Origin of the sequence: Streptomyces sp. NPDC088733 (genome assembly GCF_044751185.1) — a bacterium.
Lineage (GTDB): Bacteria > Actinomycetota > Actinomycetes > Streptomycetales > Streptomycetaceae > Actinacidiphila.
On record NZ_JBIVLH010000010.1, the window covers coordinates 223,152 to 242,593 of the forward strand.

A 19,442-nucleotide genomic window follows, 5' to 3' on the forward strand; every position below is an offset into this window, starting at 1 on the left:
GGTCGGAGGAGGGGGCGGCGTCACGCCCCCGACCCGGGGGCCACCTGGGGATTCGCGTAGGCTGCGGCTGCTGTGCCTGCCCGAATCCGCCGACGTGCGAGGTGTTCCCCGTGATGAACGACGCGTCCGTTCCCGTGGCCGTCGTCGGGGTCGGGGCGGACGGCTGGGACGGGCTGCCGGAGGCTTCGCGGGGGGTGCTGGCCGCGGCCGAGGTCGTGATCGGGGGGCCGCGCCAACTCGGGCTGCTGCCCGAAGAGGTCGCGGGCGAGCGGGTCGTGTGGCCGTCGCCGTTGCGGCCGGCCGTGCCGGGGCTGATGGCCGCGCACGCGGGACGCCGGATCGCGGTGCTGGCCAGCGGTGACCCCATGTTCCACGGGATCGGGCGCACGCTCACCGAGGTGCTGGGGGCCGGGCGGCTCCGGGTGCTGCCGCATCCCTCCTCGGTGGCGTACGCCTGCGCCCGGCTGGGCTGGGCGGTGGAGGACACCGAGGTCGTGAGCCTGGTCGGCCGTCCCCTCGCGGCGCTGTCCGCGGTCCTGTACGACGGGCGCCGCGTGCTGGCGCTGAGCGCGGGCGCCGGGACGCCCGCCGAGGTCGCCGGGCTGCTGAGGGAACGCGGCTTCGCCGGCAGCCGGATGCGGGTGCTGGAGCAGCTGGGCTCGGACCGCGAACGCGTCCTGGAGGGTACCGCCGACCGGTGGCCGCACGCCCCGGGCGATCCGCTGAACGTCGTCGCCGTGGAGTGCGCCGCCGATCCCGGTGCGCGCAGGCTGGGCGCGGTGCCCGGTCTGCCGGACGACGCGTACGAGCACGACGGCCAGCTGACGAAGCGTCACGTGCGGGCCGCCACCCTGGCCGCCCTGGCGCCCGCGCCCGGCGAGCTGCTGTGGGACGTCGGCGGCGGCTCGGGCTCGATCGCCGTCGAATGGATGCGGGCCCACCGCTCCTGCAGGGCGGTCACGGTGGAGCGCGACCCTGTCCGTGCGGAGCGCATCACCCGCAACGCCGCCGCGCTCGGCGTGCCCGCCCTGCGCGTGGTGACCGGCGGCGCGCCGGAGGCGCTGGCCGGACTCCCCGCCCCCGACGCGGTGTTCGTCGGCGGCGGACTCACCGCCCCCGGCCTGCTGGAAGCCTGCTGGGCGGCCCTGCGGCCGGGCGGCCGACTGGTCGCCAACACCGTCACGCTGGAGTCCGAGGCCCTGCTCGCACGGTGGTACGCCCGGCACGGCGGCGACCTCGTCCGCCTCGCCGTCGCCCACGCCGTGCCGGTCGGCGGTTTCACGGGCTGGCGGCAGGCCATGCCCGTCACCCAGTGGTCCGCCGTCAAGCCCGCAGGGGAGCAGTAGCCATGACCGTCCACTTCATCGGCGCCGGACCGGGCGCCGCCGACCTCATCACCGTGCGCGGGCTGCGGGTGCTGGCCCGCAGCCAGGTGTGCCTGTACGCCGGCAGCCTCGTGCCGCCCGAACTGCTCGCCGACTGCCCGCCGGACGCCCGCCTGGTGGACACCGCGCAGCTCACCCTCGACCAGATCACCGAGGAGTTCGTCCGCGCCCACGAGCAGGGCCACGACGTCGCCCGCCTGCACTCCGGCGACCCGTCGGTCTTCAGTGCCGTCGCCGAGCAGATGCGCCGCCTGGACGCGGCCGGCATCCCCTACGACGTCGTGCCCGGCGTCCCCGCGTTCGCGGCGGCCGCCGCCGCGCTCAAGCGGGAGCTGACGGTGCCGACCGTCGGTCAGACGGTGATCCTCACGCGGATCGCCCAGCAGGCCACGCCCATGCCGGAGGGCGAGGACCTGGCGACGCTCGGCCGCGGCGGCGCGCTGATCGTGCTGCACCTGGCCGCCCGCCACGTCGACCGGGTGGTCGCCGAACTCACCCCGAACTACGGCGCCGACTGCCCGGCGGCCGTCGTCGCGATGGCCTCGCGCCCCGACGAGCTGGTGCTGCGCGGGACGCTCGGCGACATCGCGGAGCGGGTGAAGGAGGCGGGCGTGGTCCGTACGGCCGTGATCATCGTCGGGCGCACCCTGGGCGCCGAGCAGTTCCGCGACAGCCATCTGTACTCGGCGGAGCGCGTCCACCGGCACGCGGCGGAGTGCGCGGCTCAGCCGCCGAGCGCGTAGTCGAACCAGATGCGGTGGGTGCCGTCGGTGTCGACGGCCAGCCCGCCGCCACCGGTGATTCCCGGCCAGCGCGCCGGTGCCGCTGCCCGGCACGACGGTGAAGAACTCCGCGGTGCGGTCCTCGCCCGACGTGGTCGCCGAGTGCGCGAAGTTGAAGGTGCCCTCGCGGCCGTTCAGCGCGCCCTCGAAGGATTCCATCGCGACGTAGGTGCCGATGCCGGTGCCCTGGTCGTATGCGGCGGTGAACAGGGTCGCCGAGCGGCCGGCGACCTCGCCCTCGAAGGTCTTCTCGATGGTGGCGACGCCGACGGGCGTCCCGGTGGTGACGGCGGGCTCCGGCACGAGCGCGGCCGGCACGAAGCTTGTGACGGTGAACGTTCCCTCGGCTCTCATGGCCCGAGCGTAGGGGCCGCCGCGCCGGCGCGCGGGTCGCTCGCCGCGGCCGGGCGTCACGACCCGCTGGGCGTGCCCCGTACAGTGCGCCCGTGAACGGCACACCGCAGCACGTCCTGATCCTCGGCGGCACCACGGAGGGCCGCGGCCTCGCGGAGGCGCTGGCCGGCGACCCCGGGGCATGGCGGGTGACCAGCTCGCTCGCCGGCCGGGTGGCCGCGCCCCGGCTGCCGCCGGGTGAGGTGCGGACGGGGGGGTTCGGCGGCACCGAGGGGCTGGTGCGGTGGCTGCGGGAGCACGCCGTCGACGTGGTGGTCGACGCCACGCATCCCTTCGCCGCCACGATGAGCGCCCACGCCGCCGAGGCCGCCGCGGCGGCCGGCGTGCCGCTGCTGGGCCTGCGCCGCCCCGGCTGGACGCCCGTGCCGGGCGACCGCTGGCACCCGGTGGACTCGCCGGCCGGGGCCGCCGCCCTGCTGCCCGCGCTCGGCGGGCGGGTGTTCCTGACCACGGGACGCACGGACCTGGCGGCCTTCGCCGGGGACACTGCCCGCTGGTTCCTGGTGCGGTCCGTCGACGCGCCGGAACCGCCGTACCCCGCGCGCATGGACGTCGTCCTGGACCGGGGGCCGTTCACCTACGACGGGGAGCGGGCGCTGATGACCCGCCACCGCGTCGACGTCCTGGTCACCAAGGACAGCGGCGGCGCGGCGACGGCCCCGAAGCTCGCCGTCGCGCGCGACCTCGGCCTGCCCGTGGTGATCGTGCGCCGTCCCCCCGCCCCGCCGGGCGTCCCGGCCGTCCCGGACGTGGCGGGCGCCCTGGAGTGGCTGCGCGGCGGGGATCAGGCCGGGTAGCGGCGCGGCGTCCAGACCACCGTGGTGCCGTCGCCGCGGCGCACGGCGCGGGTCTGCGAGGAGCCGACGAGCAGGACGCAGCGCATGTCCACGGTCGCCGGGTCCAGGTCCTCCAGCGTGGTGATCCGCACGGCCTGCTCCGGGCCGCCGACGTCGCGGGCGACGACCACCGGGGTGCCGGGCGCGCGGCCCTCCCGCAGCACCTTCAGCGCCTGTTCCAGTTGCTCCCGGCGGCTGCGGGACGCCGGGTTGTAGAGCGCGAGCACCAGGTCGGCGGTGGTTGTGGCGCGCAGCCGCTCCTCGATCACCGTCCAGGGCTTGAGCCGGTCGGACAGCGACACCACCGCGTAGTCGTGCCCCAGGGGCGCGCCCGCGAGTGCCGCCGCGGACTGGGCGGCGGTGATGCCGGGCACGACGCGCACCGGCACGTCGAGGTAGGGCTCGGCGGAGGCGGCCTCCAGCACGGCCGTCGCCATCGCGAAGACGCCGGGGTCGCCGGAGGACACGACGGCCACCCGCCGCCCGCGCCGCGCGAGATCGAGGGCGAACTCGGCGCGTTCGGCCTCGACGCGGTTGTCGGAGGCGTGCCGGAGCTGCCCGGGGCGGACGGGGACGCGGTCCATGTACGTGGTGTAGCCGACCAGTTCGTCGGCCTCGGCGAGCGCGGAGCGCGCCTCGGCGGTCAGCCACATCGGGCCGGCCGGGCCGAGTCCGACCACCACGACCTCGCCGGACGGCGCCTGCGGGGCGGGCCGTTCGTCGATGCGGCTGGGCAGGACCGCGACGGCGAAGTACGGCACCGATTCGGGGTCGACGTCGGCCAGCATCGCCAGGCGTTCGGCGTCCATGGTGGCGCGCTCGACGTAGTGCGCGTCCGCCAGCCGCCCCGCCGTCTCCAGCGCGCGGCGCACGGCGGGGAAGGTGCGGCCGAGTTTCATCACGGCCGCCGCGTCGGTGGCGGCGAGCCGGGCCGCGAGCTCCTCCTCCGGGAGTGTGCCGGGCAGGATCGTCAGCACCTCCTCGCCCTCCACCAGCGGGCGGCCGATGCGTGCGGCGGCGGCGCTCACGGAGGTGACGCCGGGGATCACCTCGGCCGGGTAGCGGTCGGCGAGCCGCTTGTGCATGTGCATGTACGAGCCGTAGAAGAGCGGATCGCCCTCGGCGAGCACGGCGACGGTGCGGCCCGCGTCGAGGTGTGCGGCGAGCAGTTCGGCGGACTCGGCGTAGAAGTCGTCCAGGGCGCCGCGGTAGCCGCCGGGGTGGTCGGTGGTCTCCGTCGTCACGGGGTACATCAGCCGCTCCTCGATCTGCTCGGGGCGGATGTGCGCCGCGGCGATCGAGCGGGCGATGCTGCGGCCGTGCCGGGCGCAGTGGTACGCGATGACGTCGGCGGAGCGGATGACGTCCACGGCCCGCACCGTCATCAGGGAGGGGTCGCCGGGGCCGAGGCCCACTCCGTACAGCCGGCCGGTGGTCATACGATCTCTTCCTGTGTGGCAAGGGCGTTGAGGGCGGCGGCCGCGATCGCGCTGCCGCCGCGCCGGCCGCGCACGATCAGGTGCTCCAGGCCGGAGGGGTGCGCGGCGAGGGCGTCCTTGGACTCGGCGGCGCCGACGAAACCGACCGGCACACCGATGACGGCGGCCGGGCGTGGGGCGCCCGCCTCGATCATCTCCAGCAGCCGGAAGAGCGAGGTGGGGGCGTTGCCGACGGCGACGACCGAGCCCTCCAGGCGGTCCCGCCACAGTTCCATCGCGGCGGCGCTGCGGGTGGTGCCGAGTTCGGTGGCGAGCGCGGGCACGGCGGGGTCGGACAGGGTGCAGACGACCTCGTTGTCCGCGGGCAGCCGCTTGCGGGTGACGCCGCTGGCGACCATCTGCACGTCGCAGAGGATCGGCGCCCCGGCGCGCAGCGCGGCGCGCGCGTCCGCGACCACGGATGGGCTGAAGGCCAGGTCGCGGACGAGGTCGGTCATGCCGCACGCGTGGATCATGCGGACGGCGACCTGTGCCATGTCCGGCGGCAGGGAGTCGAGTTCCGCCTCGGCGCGGATGATGGCAAAGGACCGGCGGTAGATCTCCGGGCCGTCCTTCTCGTACTCGGTCACGTCGTGGTCCTCGGTGGTGGTGGGGTCGTACGGCGGGCGGCGGCGACGGCGGCGGGCAGGTCCCGGACGGTCACGGCGGTGGTTGCGGGGGCGCCTGCGGGGATGCCGCTCACGGTGACGCGGTAGCGGTCGCCGGCGGTGGCCGTGACGTCGACCCGCGCGCCGTCGGGCCGGCCGCAGTGCCGGTCGCAGCCGGAGAAGTGGACGGGCAGCAGGGGCAGTCCGGTGCCGTCCGGCGCGTCGCGCACCGCGGTCGCGGCGTCCGCGCGCACGTCCGCCAGCGACTTGGCGCAGCCGGGCCGTCCCGCGCACGCGGTGACCCCGTGCCACGGCGAGTCCTCGCCGGTCAGGAAGCCCGCGTCCGCCAGGCGCCGCAGCACCTCGGGCGCCTCGGCCGCCGGGACGCCGGGGACGACGACGCCGCGCCAGGGTGTCACCCGTACCTGCCCGCCGGCCGCGGCGGCGGCCCGCGCCAGGACCCGCCATGCGCCGGTGGTCGCACGGCCCAGCCGCACCCCGGCCGACAGCGCCCGTGTCGCGCCGCCGGGTTGGGGGACGGCACCGAGCCGCGGCGCGGCCGGTCCGCCGTGCGGCGCCTGCGGAGCCGGGAGGGCATTCGTTCCGGGCAGCAGGCCCGCGACGCGGGCGCCCGTGGGGTCGACGTCGGCGAGGCGCCAGGCGCGGGCGGTGTGCCCGGCGGCGAGGGTGAGGAAGGCCTCGGCGGCGCGCACCGCCCAGCGGGGGGCGTCGGCGGCGGGGACGAGGGCGACGGGTGTGCCCGCGAGGCGGAGTTCGGCGGTGGCGCGGTCCGGCTGTGCGATCACCGTCACATCGGCGCCGAGCGCGGCGACGTCTCCGCGGCCGTCGTCGAGGGCGAAGAGGAAGCGTCCGGACAGCCCGGCGGCCGCGGGGCTCGCGCACAGCAGGGCGTCCAGTTCCCGTACCCAGGAGGCCACATCGGCGTGGCCGGTGCCGTCGAGCCCGCCCAGGGGGGAGGCGACGACATTGCGGGCCCGCTCGTGGGCGTACGAGGGGAGCAGTCCCGCGGCGGACAGCCGGTCCGCGAGTGCGGTGGCCGCGTCGGGGGCGCGCAGGCCGCGCAATTGGAGATTGCCCCGGGAGGTGAGATCGAGCCGGCCGTCGCCGAGGTCGTCGGCGGCGTCGGCCAGCACGTGTGCCTGACGATCCGTCAGCAGTCCGCCGGGTATGCGGATCCGGGCGAGCGGGCCGTCGTCGGCGGTGTGCAGCCGCAGTGCTCCGGGGCACGCGTCGTCGCGGGCCGTGCGCCCTGCCGCGGGTACGGCGAAGGCGCCGTTCACGGGGGATTCCGGGGCTGCGGGCATGGCCGCGAGCATACCGGTGGGCACCGGGGAGGTGTACGGCCCATGCAACGTCACCAGCCCTTACTATGCCGGTGGGACGGCCGCCAGGCCGCGCCCATGCCATCGACGGCGCCAGGGGAGGAAACCGGTGCGAATCCGGTGCGGTCCCGCCACTGTCATCGCGGCCCACGGGTAATGCCGGGCCGCGGGAGCCAGGAACTCCCGCCGTCACCCACCGGCCCGGGGCGCGGACCCCGAGGAAGGCACGCCCGACGTGATCCTGCTGCTCTCGACGTCCGACACCGATCTGCTCAGCGCCCGCGCGGCGCAGGGCCCGGTCCCCTACCGCCTCGCCAACCCGGCCCGGCTCACCGCGGGGGAACTGCCCGCGCTCCTCGACGGCACCGACCTGGTCGTGGTCCGTCTGCTCGGCGGGCGCCGGGCCTGGGAGGAGGGCCTGGACGCGCTGCTCGCCGGGCCGCGCCCCGTGGTCGTGCTCACCGGTGAACAGGCCCCCGACGCCCAGTTGATGGAGCTGTCCACCGTCCCGGTCGGCATCGCCGCCGAGGCCCACGCCTACCTCGCGCACGGCGGTCCCGCCAACCTCGCGCAGCTGGCCCGCTTCCTCTCCGACACCGTGCTGCTGTCCGGCCACGGCTTCGAGCCCCCGGCCCCCGCCCCGTCCTGGGGCCGCCTGGAGCGTGCCGAAGCCGTCACCGGGGGTCCGCTGGTCGCCGTCCTCTACTACCGAGCCCACCACATGAGCGGCAACACCGCCTTCGTGGAGGCGCTGTGCACCGCGATCGAGGGGGCCGGGGGCCGGGCGCTGCCGCTGTACGTCGCCTCGCTGCGCGCCCCCGAGCCGGAGTTGCTGGCCGCGCTGACCGGCGTGGACGCGATCGTCACCACCGTGCTGGCCGCCGGCGGGACCCGGCCCGCCGAGGCCTCCGCGGGAGGCGACGAGGAGGCGTGGGACGCGGGCGCGCTGACCTCGCTCGACGTACCGGTGCTCCAGGCGCTGTGCCTGACCTCGTCGCGGGCGGTGTGGGAGGAGAGCGACGAGGGGCTCTCCCCGATGGACGCCGCGACGCAGGTCGCCGTGCCCGAGTTCGACGGCCGGCTGATCACCGTCCCGTTCTCCTTCAAGGAGGTCGACGAGGACGGCCTGCCGGTCTACACCCCCGACCCCGAGCGGGCCGCCCGCGTCGCCGGGATCGCCGTGCGCCACGCGCGGCTGCGGCACATACCGCCCGCGGAGCGCCGGCTCGCGCTGGTGCTGTCCGCGTACCCGACCAAGCACGCCCGCATCGGCAACGCGGTGGGCCTGGACACCCCGGCCAGCGCGGTGGCGCTGCTGCGCAGACTGCGCGCGGAGGGCTACGACTTCGGGCCCGCCGAGGAGATCCCGGGCCTGTCCTCGGGCGACGGCGACGAGCTGATCCGCGCCCTGATCGAGGCGGGCGGCCACGACCAGGACTGGCTGACCGAGGAGCAGCTGGCCCGGAACCCGGTGCGGGTCCCGGCCGCGGACTACCGGCGCTGGTTCGCCGCGCTGCCGCAGGAGCTGCGGGACGCGGTGACGGAGCACTGGGGGCCGCCGCCCGGCTCGATGTTCGTGGACACCAGCGCCAATCCCGAGGGCGACATCGTGCTGGCCGCGCTGCGCCGCGGCAATCTGCTGATCGTCATCCAGCCGCCGCGCGGCTTCGGCGAGAACCCGATCGCGATCTACCACGACCCGGATCTGCCGCCCTCCCACCACTACCTCGCCGCCTACCGCTGGATCGCCACGGCGCGGTCCGACGGCGGCTTCGGCGCCGACGCGATGATCCACCTGGGCAAGCACGGCAACCTGGAGTGGCTGCCCGGCAAGAACGCGGCGCTGTCCGCCGCCTGCGGCCCCGACGCCGCCCTCGGCGACCTGCCGCTGATCTACCCCTTCCTCGTCAACGACCCCGGCGAGGGCACCCAGGCCAAGCGCCGCGCCCACGCCACGCTCGTGGACCACCTGGTGCCGCCGATGGCCCGCGCCGACTCCTACGGCGACATCGCGCGCCTGGAGCAGCTGCTCGACGAGCACGCGGCGATCGCGTCCATGGACCCGGCCAAGCTGCCCGCCGTCCGCGCCCAGATCTGGACGCTGATCCAGGCGGCCAAGCTCGACCACGACCTCGGTCTGGAGGACCGGCCGCACGACGCCGAGTTCGACGACTTCCTGCTCCATGTCGACGGCTGGCTCTGCGAGATCAAGGACGCCCAGATCCGCGACGGCCTGCACGTGCTCGGCCAGGCGCCCGCCGGCGCCGAGCGGGTCAACCTGGTGCTGGCGATCCTGCGCGCCCGGCAGATCTGGGGCGGCACCGCCGCCCTGCCGGGGCTGCGCGAGGCCCTGGGCCTGGACGAGTCGAAGGCCACCCGCCTGTCGGCCGACGCCGCCGAGGAGCAGGCCCGCGCACTGGTGCAGGCGATGGAGGACGCCGGCTGGGCCCCGGAGGCTGTTGCCGGGGTCGCCGAGGGCCTGCCCGGCGACGTCGCCCGGGTGCTGGACTTCGCGGCCCGGCAGGTCGTGCCCCGGCTGGCCCGGACGACCGACGAGATCGACGCCGTCGTGCACGCGCTGGACGGCGGCTTCGTGCAGGCCGGCCCCTCGGGGTCCCCGCTGCGCGGCCTGGTCAACGTCCTGCCGACCGGCCGCAACTTCTACTCCGTCGACCCCAAGGCCGTGCCCAGCCGGCTCGCCTGGGAGACCGGGCAGGCGCTGGCGGACTCACTGCTCACCCGCTACCGCGAGGACAACGACGGCACCTGGCCGCAGTCGGTGGGCCTGTCGCTGTGGGGGACCAGCGCGATGCGCACCTCGGGGGACGACGTCGCCGAGGCGCTGGCGCTGCTGGGCGTGCGCCCGGTGTGGGACGACGCGTCCCGCCGCGTCACCGGTGTGGAGGCGGTGCCCGCCGCGGAGCTGGGCCGTCCGCGGGTCGATGTCACGCTGCGCATCAGCGGCTTCTTCCGCGACGCCTTCCCGCACGTGGTGGGCCTGCTGGACGACGCGGTGCGGCTGGTCGCGGGCCTCGACGAGCCGGACGAGGCGAACTTCGTGCGCGCCCACACCCGCGCCGACCTCGCCGCCCACGGCGACGAACGCCGCGCCACCACGCGGATCTTCGGCTCCCGCCCCGGCACCTACGGCGCGGGCCTGCTCCAGCTCATCGACAGCCGCGACTGGCGCAGCGACGCCGACCTCGCCGAGGTGTACACCGTCTGGGGCGGCTACGCGTACGGCCGCGGCCTCGACGGGCGCCCGGCGCGCGAGGAGATGGAGACCGCCTACCGGCGGATCGCGGTGGCGGCGAAGAACACCGACACCCGCGAGCACGACATCGCCGACTCCGACGACTACTACCAGTACCACGGCGGCATGGTCGCCACCGTCCGCGCGCTGACCGGCCGTTCGCCGGAGGCCTACATCGGCGACTCCACCCGCCCCGAGACCGTCCGCACCCGGTCCCTGGTGGAGGAGACCTCCCGGGTGTTCCGCGCCCGTGTGGTCAACCCCCGCTGGATCGAGGCGATGCGGCGGCACGGCTACAAGGGCGCGTTCGAACTGGCCGCGACCGTCGACTACCTCTTCGGCTACGACGCGACCACCGGTGTCGTCGCCGACTGGATGTACGACAAGCTGGCCCGCACCTACGTCATGGACCCGGAGAACCGCGCCTTCCTCCAGGAGGCCAACCCGTGGGCCCTGCACGGCATGGCGGAGCGGCTGCTGGAGGCCGAGTCCCGGGGCATGTGGGCGGAGCCCGACCCGGAGGTCGTCGCGGCCCTGCGGGAGGCGTTCCTGGAGACCGAGGGCGACCTGGAGGGCGGCGAGTAGGGGGGCGCACGCCGGCTTGTGGCGCGGTGGTCGACTGGGCGTAACGCCCTCGTCGGACGGCGCTGCCATCCTGACGGTATGGACGCCACCGCGCTCGCACGTACGTTGCTGGAACCCGTACCGGCCAACAGGACCGCGGGGATCGAGGTGGTCCGCGCCGAGGACGGTGCCGCGGAAGTGGCGCTGGAGACGCCGGACGCGCTGCGGAACGTCATCGGGAGCCTGCACGCGAGCGGGCTCGTCACGCTGATCGACGCGGCCGGGCTGGCCGCGCTCGTCGCGGCCTGCGAGGAGCCCGCCCAGTTCGAGGGCGTCGTGCCGCTGGGCGCGGCGGCCACGTTGGAGTTCCTGGCGCCGGCCCGGGGGCGGCTGGTGGCCTCGTGCGTGCTCGGGGCGGACGAACGCGCGGCGCTGCGGCCCCTGCTGGCGGGGGAGAGCGACCGGGCCAGGATCGCCACGGTCGCCGAGGTCAGGGACGCGGCGGGCGAGGTGGTGTGCCGGGGCGGTTTCGACTGGAGCGTGCGCCGGCTGCCCGGTCCCCGGTAGCGCGGGTTCCGCGCGCATCGGGGAAACGCCCGGCGAACTTCTGACGGCGGGACAGGACACCCGTCGCCAGGGCCCGTTCCCGCTCGTACGGTGACCGGACCTGACCCGACCTGACCGGTACTGAGAGCACCACGGACACGGCTGCTGCACGGGGGATGCGAGAACGCGCATGGACGACTGGCTGAGTGCCGACAACATCGTGGCGGTGCTGACCGCGATCGTCGGTCTGGTGGTTTCCGTCGGGGTGGTCTGGTACGAGCGCCGGGTACCGCGCCGCAAGCGCATCGGCTACCGCGTCCAGATGGACACCCCGATCGGCAGCGACGACCCGGACGGCGAGACCGGCACGACCAATGTGCGGCTGGGTCTCTTCAACGACCTGCCGGACATGGTGGACGCCACCCTCGTCCTGCTGCGCATCGAGAACGACGGCGGCGAGAGCATCGCCGACAGCGACTACACCAACCGCGACCCGCACCGGGCCCTGAACGTGGTCTTCGCCGGCCGCCTGGTCCGGGGTGTGGCCGTCACCCAGGCCGACACCGGCTCGCTGATGGACCACTTCGCCCCGGTCGGCGGCGAGGGCGGGGTCCGCCACGAGGGCAACGTCATCCACCTGCCCCGGGTGCCGCTCAACCGGGGCCAGCACTACAAGCTGCTGGTGCTGCTCACCGGCGGCCATGTCGGCGGCGGCGTCCGGATCACCGGCGGCATCCGCGACGGTGTGGTCGTCCCCAACAAGGCGATGCCCGTCGACGCCGCGCCCCCGCTGTTCAGCCGGGCGACCCGGTGGATCACGATCCTGCTCACCGTCTGCGTCACGGTGCTGGCCACCATCATCGTCGTCCGCGAGGACGCGCCCCCGCCCCTCGACTGCGCCACCGGCCGGCTGACCGTCACCGGGTCCACGGCCTTCGCCCCGGTCATGAAGGAGATCGCCCGCCACTACGCCGCCGACTGCGCCGGTTCCGAGATCAGGGTCGAGGCGGACTCCAGCGACCGGGGCGTCCGCGACCTGGCGAAGGCCGGCGAGGCGGGCCACGGCTCCGCGGTGGTGGCGATGTCCGACGGCCCGAGGCCGGAGTCGGGCCCGTCGAAGCTCCAGGAGAACCGGATCGCCGTCTCGGCCTTCGCGCTCGTCGTGAACGACGCCATACCGGTGCGCGATCTGACGATCGATCAGATCCGTGGCATCTTCCGCGGCTCCGTCGTCAACTGGAAGGACGTCGGGGGCCCGGACCGCGCGATCTCCCTCGTCAGCCGCAACTCCGAGTCCGGTACCCGCGACATCTTCCGCAGGCGGGTCCTCGGCGGCGCGAGCGAGCCCGGGTTCACCTCCCGGGACTGCGTGACCAAGAACTTCGGCGCCGACCCGGTGATCCGCTGCGAACTCGACAGCACCGAGGACGTCCTGGCCGAGGTCGGCCAGGTCCCCGGCGCCATCGGCTACGCCGAACTGGGCGCCGCCAAGGCCTCCCCGCACGTGCACATCCTGGCGATCAACGGCCGGGCCCCCTCGACCGGCGCCGACGGCGACACCCGCTACCCCTTCAACGAGATCGAGTACGCCTACACCTACGGCACTCCCGACGCCGACTCCCTGACCGCCAGCTTCCTCCACTACCTGCGCCTCGGGCCCGGCCAGGCCATCGTCGCCTCCCACGGGCACCTCCCCTGCGACACCCCCGCGGGCTTCCTGCGCTGCGCCCGCTGACCGCCGAGGGCTTTGCCTGCCCATGACAAGAAGTGCGGACGGGCGTCACACGGTCGTCGCCCGGCGTACGCGTGGAGCCCTTTTCCTCAAGGGGCATGGACCACATCACGTTTCTCGTGGCGGTCGTGATCGTGACCGCGCTGGCCTTCGACTTCACCAACGGCTTCCACGACACCGCGAATGCGATGGCGACGTCCATCGCGACGGGAGCCCTGCGACCGCGCACCGCGGTCCTCATCAGCGGCGTGCTGAACATCGTCGGCGCCTTCCTGTCCACGGAGGTCGCGAAGACGATCTCCGGCGGGATCGTCGACGACACCCTGGTCACCCCGGGAATGATCTTCGCGGGGCTGGTCGGCGCGGTGCTGTGGAACCTCATGACCTGGCTGCTGGGACTGCCGTCGAGCAGCTCGCACGCCCTGTTCGGCGGCCTCGTCGGCGCCGTGTGGGTGGGCGCCGGCAGCAAGGGCGTGCACTTCGACAAGGTGGTCGAGAAGGTACTGATCCCCGCGGTGGCGTCCCCCCTGGTGGCGGGGATCGCGGCACTGCTCGCGACGTACCTGGCGTACCGGATCACCGCGCGGGCACGGCAGCAGTCGGTGACCCGGGGCTTCCGGCTCGGGCAGATCGCGTCGGCGTCGCTGGTGTCGCTGGCGCACGGCACGAACGACGCCCAGAAGACGATGGGCGTGATCACCCTCACGCTGATCTCCGCCGGTGCCCTCGGGCACGACGCGGGGCCGCCGGTGTGGGTGATCGCGGCGGCGGGCCTGGCCATCGGGCTCGGCACCTACCTGGGCGGCTGGCGGATCATCCGCACCATGGGCAAGGGGCTCACCGACATCCAGTCGCCGCAGGGCTTCGCGGCGGAGGCGGCCTCCACCACCGTCATCCTGACCTCCGCGCACCTGGGCTTCGCGCTGTCCACGACGCAGGTGTGCTCGGGCGGCATCCTGGGCGCGGGGCTGGGCCGCCGGCTGGCCGAGGTCCGCTGGGGGACCGCGGGCCGCATGGTGATCGCCTGGCTGGTGACACTCCCCGCCGCCGCGCTGGTCGGCGGGGTCTCGGCGAGCGTCGTGCAGCACGGCGGCACCGCGGGCACCGTCGTGATCGCCGTGGTGGCGGTGGCCGTGGCGGCGTTCATCGTCGTGCTCTCGCGCCGCAACCCGGTGCACGCCCACAATGTCAACGACACGCATACCGTGGCGCTGCGCCCCTCCGCGACCTCCGCCCCGTCGGCCGCCTGAGCGCGTCCGACCGCGTCCGACAAGGAGAAATGCGATGCACCTGGACTGGAGTGCCCTCGGCGAAGTGGCCGCCGTCAGCACTGGCGTTACGGTGGGTGTGGTTGTCGTCTTCGCACTCGGTGTCCTCGGCCTCTCCCGGGCCGAGGCCTCCCGCGACGGCGCGACCCTCTCGTACGCGACCGCGGGCCTGTGCTTCCTGGCCTGTGCCGCGGTGGTGGCGTACGGCATCTATCTGATCGTTCCCCAGTTCCACTCCTGAGAGGCGAGGCGACATGACGACGCTCCCGCACCCCGCCGATCCGGACCTGCTGGCCGGTATGCAGGTCGACTACACCGACCAGGACGAGCCCGTGCTCATCCGTCCCGACGGCACCCCCGTCGAGACCTGGCGCGAGAACTACCCGTACGACCAGCGCATGGAGCGCAAGGAGTACGAGTGGCACAAGCGGCTCCAGCAGATCGAGCTGCTGAAACTGCAGAGCTGGATCAAGGAGACCGGGCGCCGGCTGGTGATCGTCTTCGAGGGACGTGACGCGGCCGGCAAGGGCGGCACGATCAAGCGGTTCACCGAGCACCTGAACCCGCGTGGCGCCCGGGTCGTCGCCCTGGTCAAACCGACCGAGCGCGAGCGCGGCCAGTGGTACTTCCAGCGGTACGTCGACCACCTGCCGACGGCCGGCGAGATCGTCATGTTCGACCGCTCCTGGTACAACCGGGCCGGTGTCGAGCGGGTCATGGGCTTCTGCACGGACGACGAGTACCAGCGTTTCATGCGCCAGGCGCCCGCGTTCGAGCGGATGCTCGTGGACGACGGCATCGACCTGGTGAAGTTCTGGTTCTCGGTGTCCCGCGAGGAGCAGCGCACCCGCTTCACCATCCGGCAGGTCGACCCGGTGCGGCAGTGGAAGCTCAGCCCCATGGACCTGGCGTCCCTGGACCGCTGGGACGACTACACCGAGGCCAAGGTCGCGATGTTCCGCGAGACGGACACCGAGCAGGCGCCCTGGACGGTCGTGAAGAGCAACGACAAGAAGCGCGCCCGCGTCGAGGCCATGCGCAGCGTGCTCGCCCGCTTCGACTACCCGGACAAGGACGAGGAGGTCGTCGGCGTCCCCGATCCGCGGATCGTCGGTGCCGCCGCCAACCTGCTGGAGGCGGGCGAGGCCTGACCTGCCGTACGCACGGAGAACACGGCCGAGGCCGCCCCGGGGATCCGGGGCGGCCTCGTCGTCGAGCGGGGTGTGCGGGGCGTCAGTTGGTGAAGTAGATGTACTTCCAGTCGCCGTACGTCGTGGCGTTCAGGCTGTCGCCCGAGCTGCCCTTGACGTAGGAGACGCGCACCCGGGCCCGGATGCCGGCCTCGCCCGGCCCCGGCAGGGTGATGAGCGCCTTGCCGGCGGTCCCGATAGGGAAGTACTCCGTGTCGGTCGGGTACCAGGTGCCCTGGTAGTAGACCTCGACGTCGAACCGCTCCTTGCGGTTCGTGGCGTAGGTCATCGTCGTGCTGAACAGCGGCGCGGCGTTCTTGCGGAACCAGTAGTAGTTCGTCGAGCCGATCTTGCCCGTCTTGTAGTGGCGCGAGACGGACGTGGTGAGCTTGATCTGCGTGCCGACCGCGCGCGACACCGACTTCGGCGCGTAGGAGAAGTCACCGCCGAACGACGCCCAGAAGGTGGTGTTGCGGCTGAGCTTGTAGGTCACCTTCAGGTCGCCCGCGGAGTTCACCGTGCCGGTCTTGACCAGCTTCTTCGTGCCGCCCGCCGGCTGGGCCCAGATCGACACCACGCGGCTCTTGCCGGTCTTGCCGAGGTGCCCGGTGACGGTCGCCGTCGCCCCGTAGGAGTACGTCGAGTGGTTGGTCTTGATGCCGACCGAGGTGGCCAGGCGGGAAACCGCGACGGTGTCCTTGCCGGTGGCGGGGTTGTGCTGGGCGTTGCCCGCGTACGTGGCGGTGTAGGTGACGGTGCCGCCGGTGGTCGGGGTGTCCGTGAAGCTGAACGTGCCGTTGGACGCGACCGTCTTGGTGCCGAGCGACTTGCCCTTGGGGTACGTGAGGTCGGTACGGATCACCGTGACCTTGGTACCGGTCGGGAAGGACACGCTCGACGTGAGCCTGCCCGTCACCGTGATCTTGCTGGACCGCTTCGCGGAGGAGGGGGCGCTCACCGTGAGGGTCGAGGAGACCCGGGCGACGCTGACGGTGTCCTTCGCGGTGGCGGCGGCGTGCTTGGTGTCGCCGGCGTAGCTGACCGTGTAGGTGTTGCCGCCCAGCGCGGACGGTACGTTCCGGAAGGTGAACGTACCGTTGGACGCGATCCCGATGGTGCCCAGCAGCGTGCCGGACGGGTGGGCCGAGTCCGTGCGCGTCACCGTGAGCCTGGTGCCGGCCGGGAAGGGCACGGGCGAGCCGAGGGTGCCGGTGACGACGACCTCACGGCCGGGGAGGCCCGTGCTCGGGGCGTTCACCGTGAGCGTGGTGGCGGTGCGGGCGACGCTGACGCCGGCGCTGCCGGAGGCGGCGTCGTGGTCGGTGTCGCCGGCGTAGCTGACGGTGTAGGTGGTGGTGCCCAGTGCGGACGGGGTGTCCTTGAGCGAGAAGGTGCCGTCGGCGGCGACCGTCGCGGTGCCCACCGGCGTGCCGGTCGCGGCGGAGTCGGTGCGGGTCACGGTGACCGTGCTGCCGTCCGCGAAGGGCACGGAGGAGGCCAGGGTGCCGGTGAGGGTGATCTCGTCGCCGGGAAGGGCGGTGCTCGGGGCGTTCACCGTGAGCGTGGTGGCGGTGCGGGCGACGCTGACGCCGGCGCTGCCGGAGGCGGCGTCGTGGTCGGTGTCGCCGGCGTAGCTGACGGTGTAGGTGGTGGTGCCCAGTGCGGACGGGGTGTCCTTGAGCGAGAAGGTGCCGTCGGCGGCGACCGTCGCGGTGCCGAGCGGCGCGTCGGCCGTGGCGGAGTCGGTGCGGGTCACGGTGACCGTGGTGCCGTCCGCGAAGGGCACGGAGGAGGCCAGGGTGCCGGTGAGGGTGATCTCGTCGCCGGGAAGGGCGGTGGCCGGGGCGTTCACCGTCAGCGTGGTGGCGGCGGCCTGGGCCGGGTCCTCCAGGCTGTGCGAGGTCACCGGCGGGACGGCGGTCCCGCCGTCGGTGGCGGCGGCGGGCGTGGCCGTGACGCCGATCAGGGATGCGGTGGCGAGCAGGACGGACAGGGCCGTCCCGCCCGCGATGTGACGGGTGCGCAAGCTGGTTCCCCCCAGACAGGCGTGGGTATGGGTGCGCCGCAGGGCGCGGGCAACCGTGAACGTGCCCGGCGCGCCTTCCTCGGCCGCAAGGAGGAACGCTACGACATGCCTATGACACTGGGCTACTGCATTGATGACCCGGGCCGATCCGTTACCGCCGCTTCGCCGCCCGCTGGCCGTACTGTGCCCGATTCGATGCGGGGATCCGTACAACCATTCCGCGATGCGGACGAGGCCGCCCCGAACCGGTCGGGGCGGCCTCGCGCGTGTCTGCCGCCGAATGGCGTCAGTTGGTGAAGTACAGGTACTTCCAGGCGCCGAGGGTCGTGGTGTTCAGGCTGTCGTGCGAGCCGCCCTTGACGTACGAGAAGCGCACCCGGGCCCGGACGCCGGCCTGGCCCGGCGCGTCCAGCCGCACCCGCAGGCTGCCGTCGTGCTCCAGCCCGAAGTACTCGCTGTCCTGGGTGTACCAGCGGCCCTGGTAGTAGACCTGCAGCTCGAAGTGCCCGGCACGGCCCGTCTGGTAGGTCATGCTCGTGGTGAAGTGCGGGGCCGTCTTCTTGTGGAACCAGTAGTAGGTGGTCGAGCCGATCCTGCCCGTCTTGTAGTGGCTCGAGACGGACGTGGAGAGCTTGACCTGCGTGCCGACCGCGCGCGACACCGACTTCGGCGCGTAGGAGAAGTCACCGCCGAACGACGCCCAGAAGGTGGTGTTGCGGCTCAGCTTGTAGGTGATCCTCAGGTCGCCCGCGGAGTTCACCGTGCCGGTCTTGACCAGCTTCTTCGTGCCGCCCGCCGGCTGGGCCCAGATCGACACCACGCGGCTCTTGCCGGTTTTGCCGAGGTGCCCGGTGACGGTCGCCGTCGACCCGTAGGCGTACGTCGACAGGTTGGTCTTGATGCCGACCGAGGTGGCCAGGCGGGAGACCGCGACGGTGTCCTTGCCGGTGGCGGGAGTGTGCGTGCCGTCGCCCGCGTAGGTGGCGGTGTAGGTGACGGTGCCGCCGGTGACCGGGGTGTCCGTGAAGCTGAACGTGCCGTTGGGCGCGACCGACTTGGTGCCGAGCGACCTGCCCTTGGGGTCGGTCAGGTCGGTACGGGTCACCGCGACCTTCACACCGGCCGGGAAGGCCGCGCTCGAAGCGAGCTTCCCGGTGACCGTGATCTTCGTCGCTCGCTTGGCGGTCGCGGGGGCGCCGACCGTCAGGGTGGCGGGGGCCTTCTCGACGTCGACGACGGCGGAGGAGGTGGAGGGGGCGTGGGTGGCGTCTCCCGCGAAGGACACGCGGTAGGTGGTGTTGCCGAGGGCGGTGGGGTGGTCCTCGAAGGCGAAGCTGCCGTCGGGGTTGGTCGTGGTGGTGCCGAGGGGGGTGCCGTTGCGGGTGGCGGTGACCTCGGTGCCGGCCGGGAGGGGGGTGTCGGAGACGAGGGTGCCCCTGACGGTGACCTCGGCCCCGGGCAGTGCAGTGGTGGGGGCGCTGAGGACGACGGTGGCAGCGTCCTTCTCGACGTCGACGACGGCGGAGGCCTCGGTGGCGGCGTGGACGGTGTCGCCGGCGTACGTGACGGTGTATGTGGTGTTGCCGAGGGCGGTGGGGGTGTCCTGGAAGCTGAAGCTGCCGTCGGCGTTGGTCGCGGTGGTGCCGAGTGCGATGCCGTTGCGGGTGGCGGTGACCTCGGTGCCGGCCGGGAGGGGCGTGGCGGAGTCGAGGGTGCCCCTGACGGTGACCTCGTCGCCGGGGACGGCGGTGGCCGGGGCGTCCACCGTGAGCCTGGTCGCGGCCTTGGCGACGTTGACGGTGGCGGTGGCCTCGGTGGCGGCGTGGGTGGCGTCTCCCGCGAAGGTCACGCGGTAGGTGGTGCTGCCGAGGGCGGTGGGGGTGTCCTGGAAGCTGAAGCTGCCGTCGGGGTTGGTCGTGGTGGTGCCGAGTGCGATGCCGTTGCGGGTGGCGGTGACCTCGGTGCCGGCCGGGAGGGGCGTGGCGGAGTCGAGGGTGCCCCTGACGGTGACCTCGTC

At 73.8% G+C, this 19,442-nt stretch carries 13 protein-coding genes, 2 pseudogenes and 1 riboswitch; of the genes and pseudogenes, 9 read left to right on the forward strand and 6 right to left on the reverse strand.

The features are described 5' to 3' along the window. The first annotated feature begins 113 nt into the window (after positions 1–113). Complete coding sequence (gene cbiE, locus ACIP64_RS20675) at positions 114–1,346, forward strand: precorrin-6y C5,15-methyltransferase (decarboxylating) subunit CbiE (protein ID WP_401588635.1); 1,233 nt, start codon at positions 114–116, stop codon at positions 1,344–1,346. Positions 1,347–1,348: 2 nt separating this feature from the next. After that, entirely contained in the window at positions 1,349–2,128 is a 780-nt protein-coding gene (gene cobM, locus ACIP64_RS20680) for a precorrin-4 C(11)-methyltransferase (RefSeq protein ID WP_401588638.1), read from the forward strand. 120 nt (positions 2,129–2,248) lie between these two features. Here cobM and ACIP64_RS20685 read toward each other — a convergent pair. Then, positions 2,249–2,704: pseudogene (locus ACIP64_RS20685) on the reverse strand (DUF3224 domain-containing protein); the annotation flags it as partial. On the opposite strand from ACIP64_RS20685, the gene ACIP64_RS20690 reads away from it, so the two are divergent. Continuing rightward, positions 2,614–3,378, forward strand: coding sequence for a cobalt-precorrin-6A reductase (locus ACIP64_RS20690; protein ID WP_401588641.1), 765 nt, complete (start codon positions 2,614–2,616; stop codon positions 3,376–3,378). The pseudogene ACIP64_RS20685 and the gene ACIP64_RS20690 sit on opposite strands and share 91 nt — an antisense overlap. On the opposite strand, the gene ACIP64_RS20695 is transcribed toward ACIP64_RS20690, so the two are convergent. The 3 genes from ACIP64_RS20695 to cobG are packed head-to-tail and all read right to left on the reverse strand — an operon-like array spanning position 3,366 to position 6,828. Beyond that, positions 3,366–4,856, reverse strand: coding sequence for a precorrin-2 C(20)-methyltransferase (locus tag ACIP64_RS20695; RefSeq protein ID WP_401588644.1), 1,491 nt, complete (start codon positions 4,854–4,856; stop codon positions 3,366–3,368). The genes ACIP64_RS20690 and ACIP64_RS20695 overlap by 13 nt on opposite strands. Continuing rightward, positions 4,853–5,485: a precorrin-8X methylmutase gene (locus tag ACIP64_RS20700; RefSeq protein WP_401588647.1), complete on the reverse strand. Its 633-nt coding sequence runs from the start codon at positions 5,483–5,485 to the stop codon at positions 4,853–4,855. The genes ACIP64_RS20695 and ACIP64_RS20700 overlap by 4 nt, the downstream gene beginning before the upstream one ends. Then, a complete protein-coding gene (gene cobG, locus ACIP64_RS20705; protein ID WP_401588649.1) occupies positions 5,482–6,828 on the reverse strand; it encodes a precorrin-3B synthase in 1,347 nt (448 codons plus the stop codon). The genes ACIP64_RS20700 and cobG overlap by 4 nt, the downstream gene beginning before the upstream one ends. Before the next feature lie 117 nt (positions 6,829–6,945). After that, positions 6,946–7,029, forward strand: a riboswitch (cobalamin riboswitch). Between the two features lie 52 nt (positions 7,030–7,081). Here cobG and cobN point away from each other — a divergent pair. The 6 genes from cobN to ppk2 all read left to right on the forward strand — a co-directional run bounded on the left by cobN (position 7,082) and on the right by ppk2 (position 15,360). Beyond that, positions 7,082–10,684 (forward strand): cobaltochelatase subunit CobN, encoded by a 3,603-nt coding sequence (gene cobN, locus ACIP64_RS20710; RefSeq protein WP_401588651.1) that lies wholly within the window; start codon positions 7,082–7,084, stop codon positions 10,682–10,684. Positions 10,685–10,762: 78 nt separating this feature from the next. Next, positions 10,763–11,230, forward strand: a complete 468-nt coding sequence (locus ACIP64_RS20715; RefSeq protein ID WP_401588654.1) for a PaaI family thioesterase — start codon at positions 10,763–10,765, stop codon at positions 11,228–11,230. A 169-nt stretch (positions 11,231–11,399) separates the two neighbouring features. Continuing rightward, entirely contained in the window at positions 11,400–12,944 is a 1,545-nt protein-coding gene (locus ACIP64_RS20720; protein ID WP_401588657.1) for a substrate-binding domain-containing protein, read from the forward strand. A gap of 95 nt (positions 12,945–13,039) precedes the next feature. Beyond that, positions 13,040–14,191: an anion permease gene (locus tag ACIP64_RS20725; protein ID WP_401588660.1), complete on the forward strand. Its 1,152-nt coding sequence runs from the start codon at positions 13,040–13,042 to the stop codon at positions 14,189–14,191. Between the two features lie 34 nt (positions 14,192–14,225). Beyond that, a complete protein-coding gene (locus ACIP64_RS20730) occupies positions 14,226–14,450 on the forward strand; it encodes a hypothetical protein (protein WP_360904936.1) in 225 nt (74 codons plus the stop codon). A 13-nt stretch (positions 14,451–14,463) separates the two neighbouring features. Then, positions 14,464–15,360 (forward strand): polyphosphate kinase 2, encoded by an 897-nt coding sequence (gene ppk2, locus ACIP64_RS20735; protein ID WP_360904939.1) that lies wholly within the window; start codon positions 14,464–14,466, stop codon positions 15,358–15,360. A gap of 82 nt (positions 15,361–15,442) precedes the next feature. Here the strand turns inward: ppk2 and ACIP64_RS20740 are convergent, their stop codons facing one another. Beyond that, on the reverse strand, positions 15,443–17,425 hold the full coding sequence (locus ACIP64_RS20740) for an Ig-like domain repeat protein (protein ID WP_401588664.1): 1,983 nt from the start codon (positions 17,423–17,425) through the stop codon (positions 15,443–15,445). Positions 17,426–17,711: 286 nt separating this feature from the next. Next, a pseudogene (locus ACIP64_RS20745) lies at positions 17,712–19,442 on the reverse strand (hypothetical protein); the annotation flags it as partial.

Excerpts from the sequence above, each read along its gene's own strand:
- cbiE (WP_401588635.1), top strand. The coding sequence starts at position 114 with ATGAACGACGCGTCCGTTCCCGTGGCCGTCGTCGGGGTCGGGGCGGAC.
- cobM (WP_401588638.1), top strand. The coding sequence starts at position 1,349 with ATGACCGTCCACTTCATCGGCGCCGGACCGGGCGCCGCCGACCTCATC.
- ACIP64_RS20695 (WP_401588644.1), bottom strand. The coding sequence starts at position 4,856 with ATGACCACCGGCCGGCTGTACGGAGTGGGCCTCGGCCCCGGCGACCCC.
- cobG (WP_401588649.1), bottom strand. The coding sequence starts at position 6,828 with ATGCCCGCAGCCCCGGAATCCCCCGTGAACGGCGCCTTCGCCGTACCC.
- ACIP64_RS20715 (WP_401588654.1), top strand. The coding sequence starts at position 10,763 with ATGGACGCCACCGCGCTCGCACGTACGTTGCTGGAACCCGTACCGGCC.
- ACIP64_RS20720 (WP_401588657.1), top strand. The coding sequence starts at position 11,400 with ATGGACGACTGGCTGAGTGCCGACAACATCGTGGCGGTGCTGACCGCG.
- ACIP64_RS20725 (WP_401588660.1), top strand. The coding sequence starts at position 13,040 with ATGGACCACATCACGTTTCTCGTGGCGGTCGTGATCGTGACCGCGCTG.
- ACIP64_RS20730 (WP_360904936.1), top strand. The coding sequence starts at position 14,226 with ATGCACCTGGACTGGAGTGCCCTCGGCGAAGTGGCCGCCGTCAGCACT.
- ppk2 (WP_360904939.1), top strand. The coding sequence starts at position 14,464 with ATGACGACGCTCCCGCACCCCGCCGATCCGGACCTGCTGGCCGGTATG.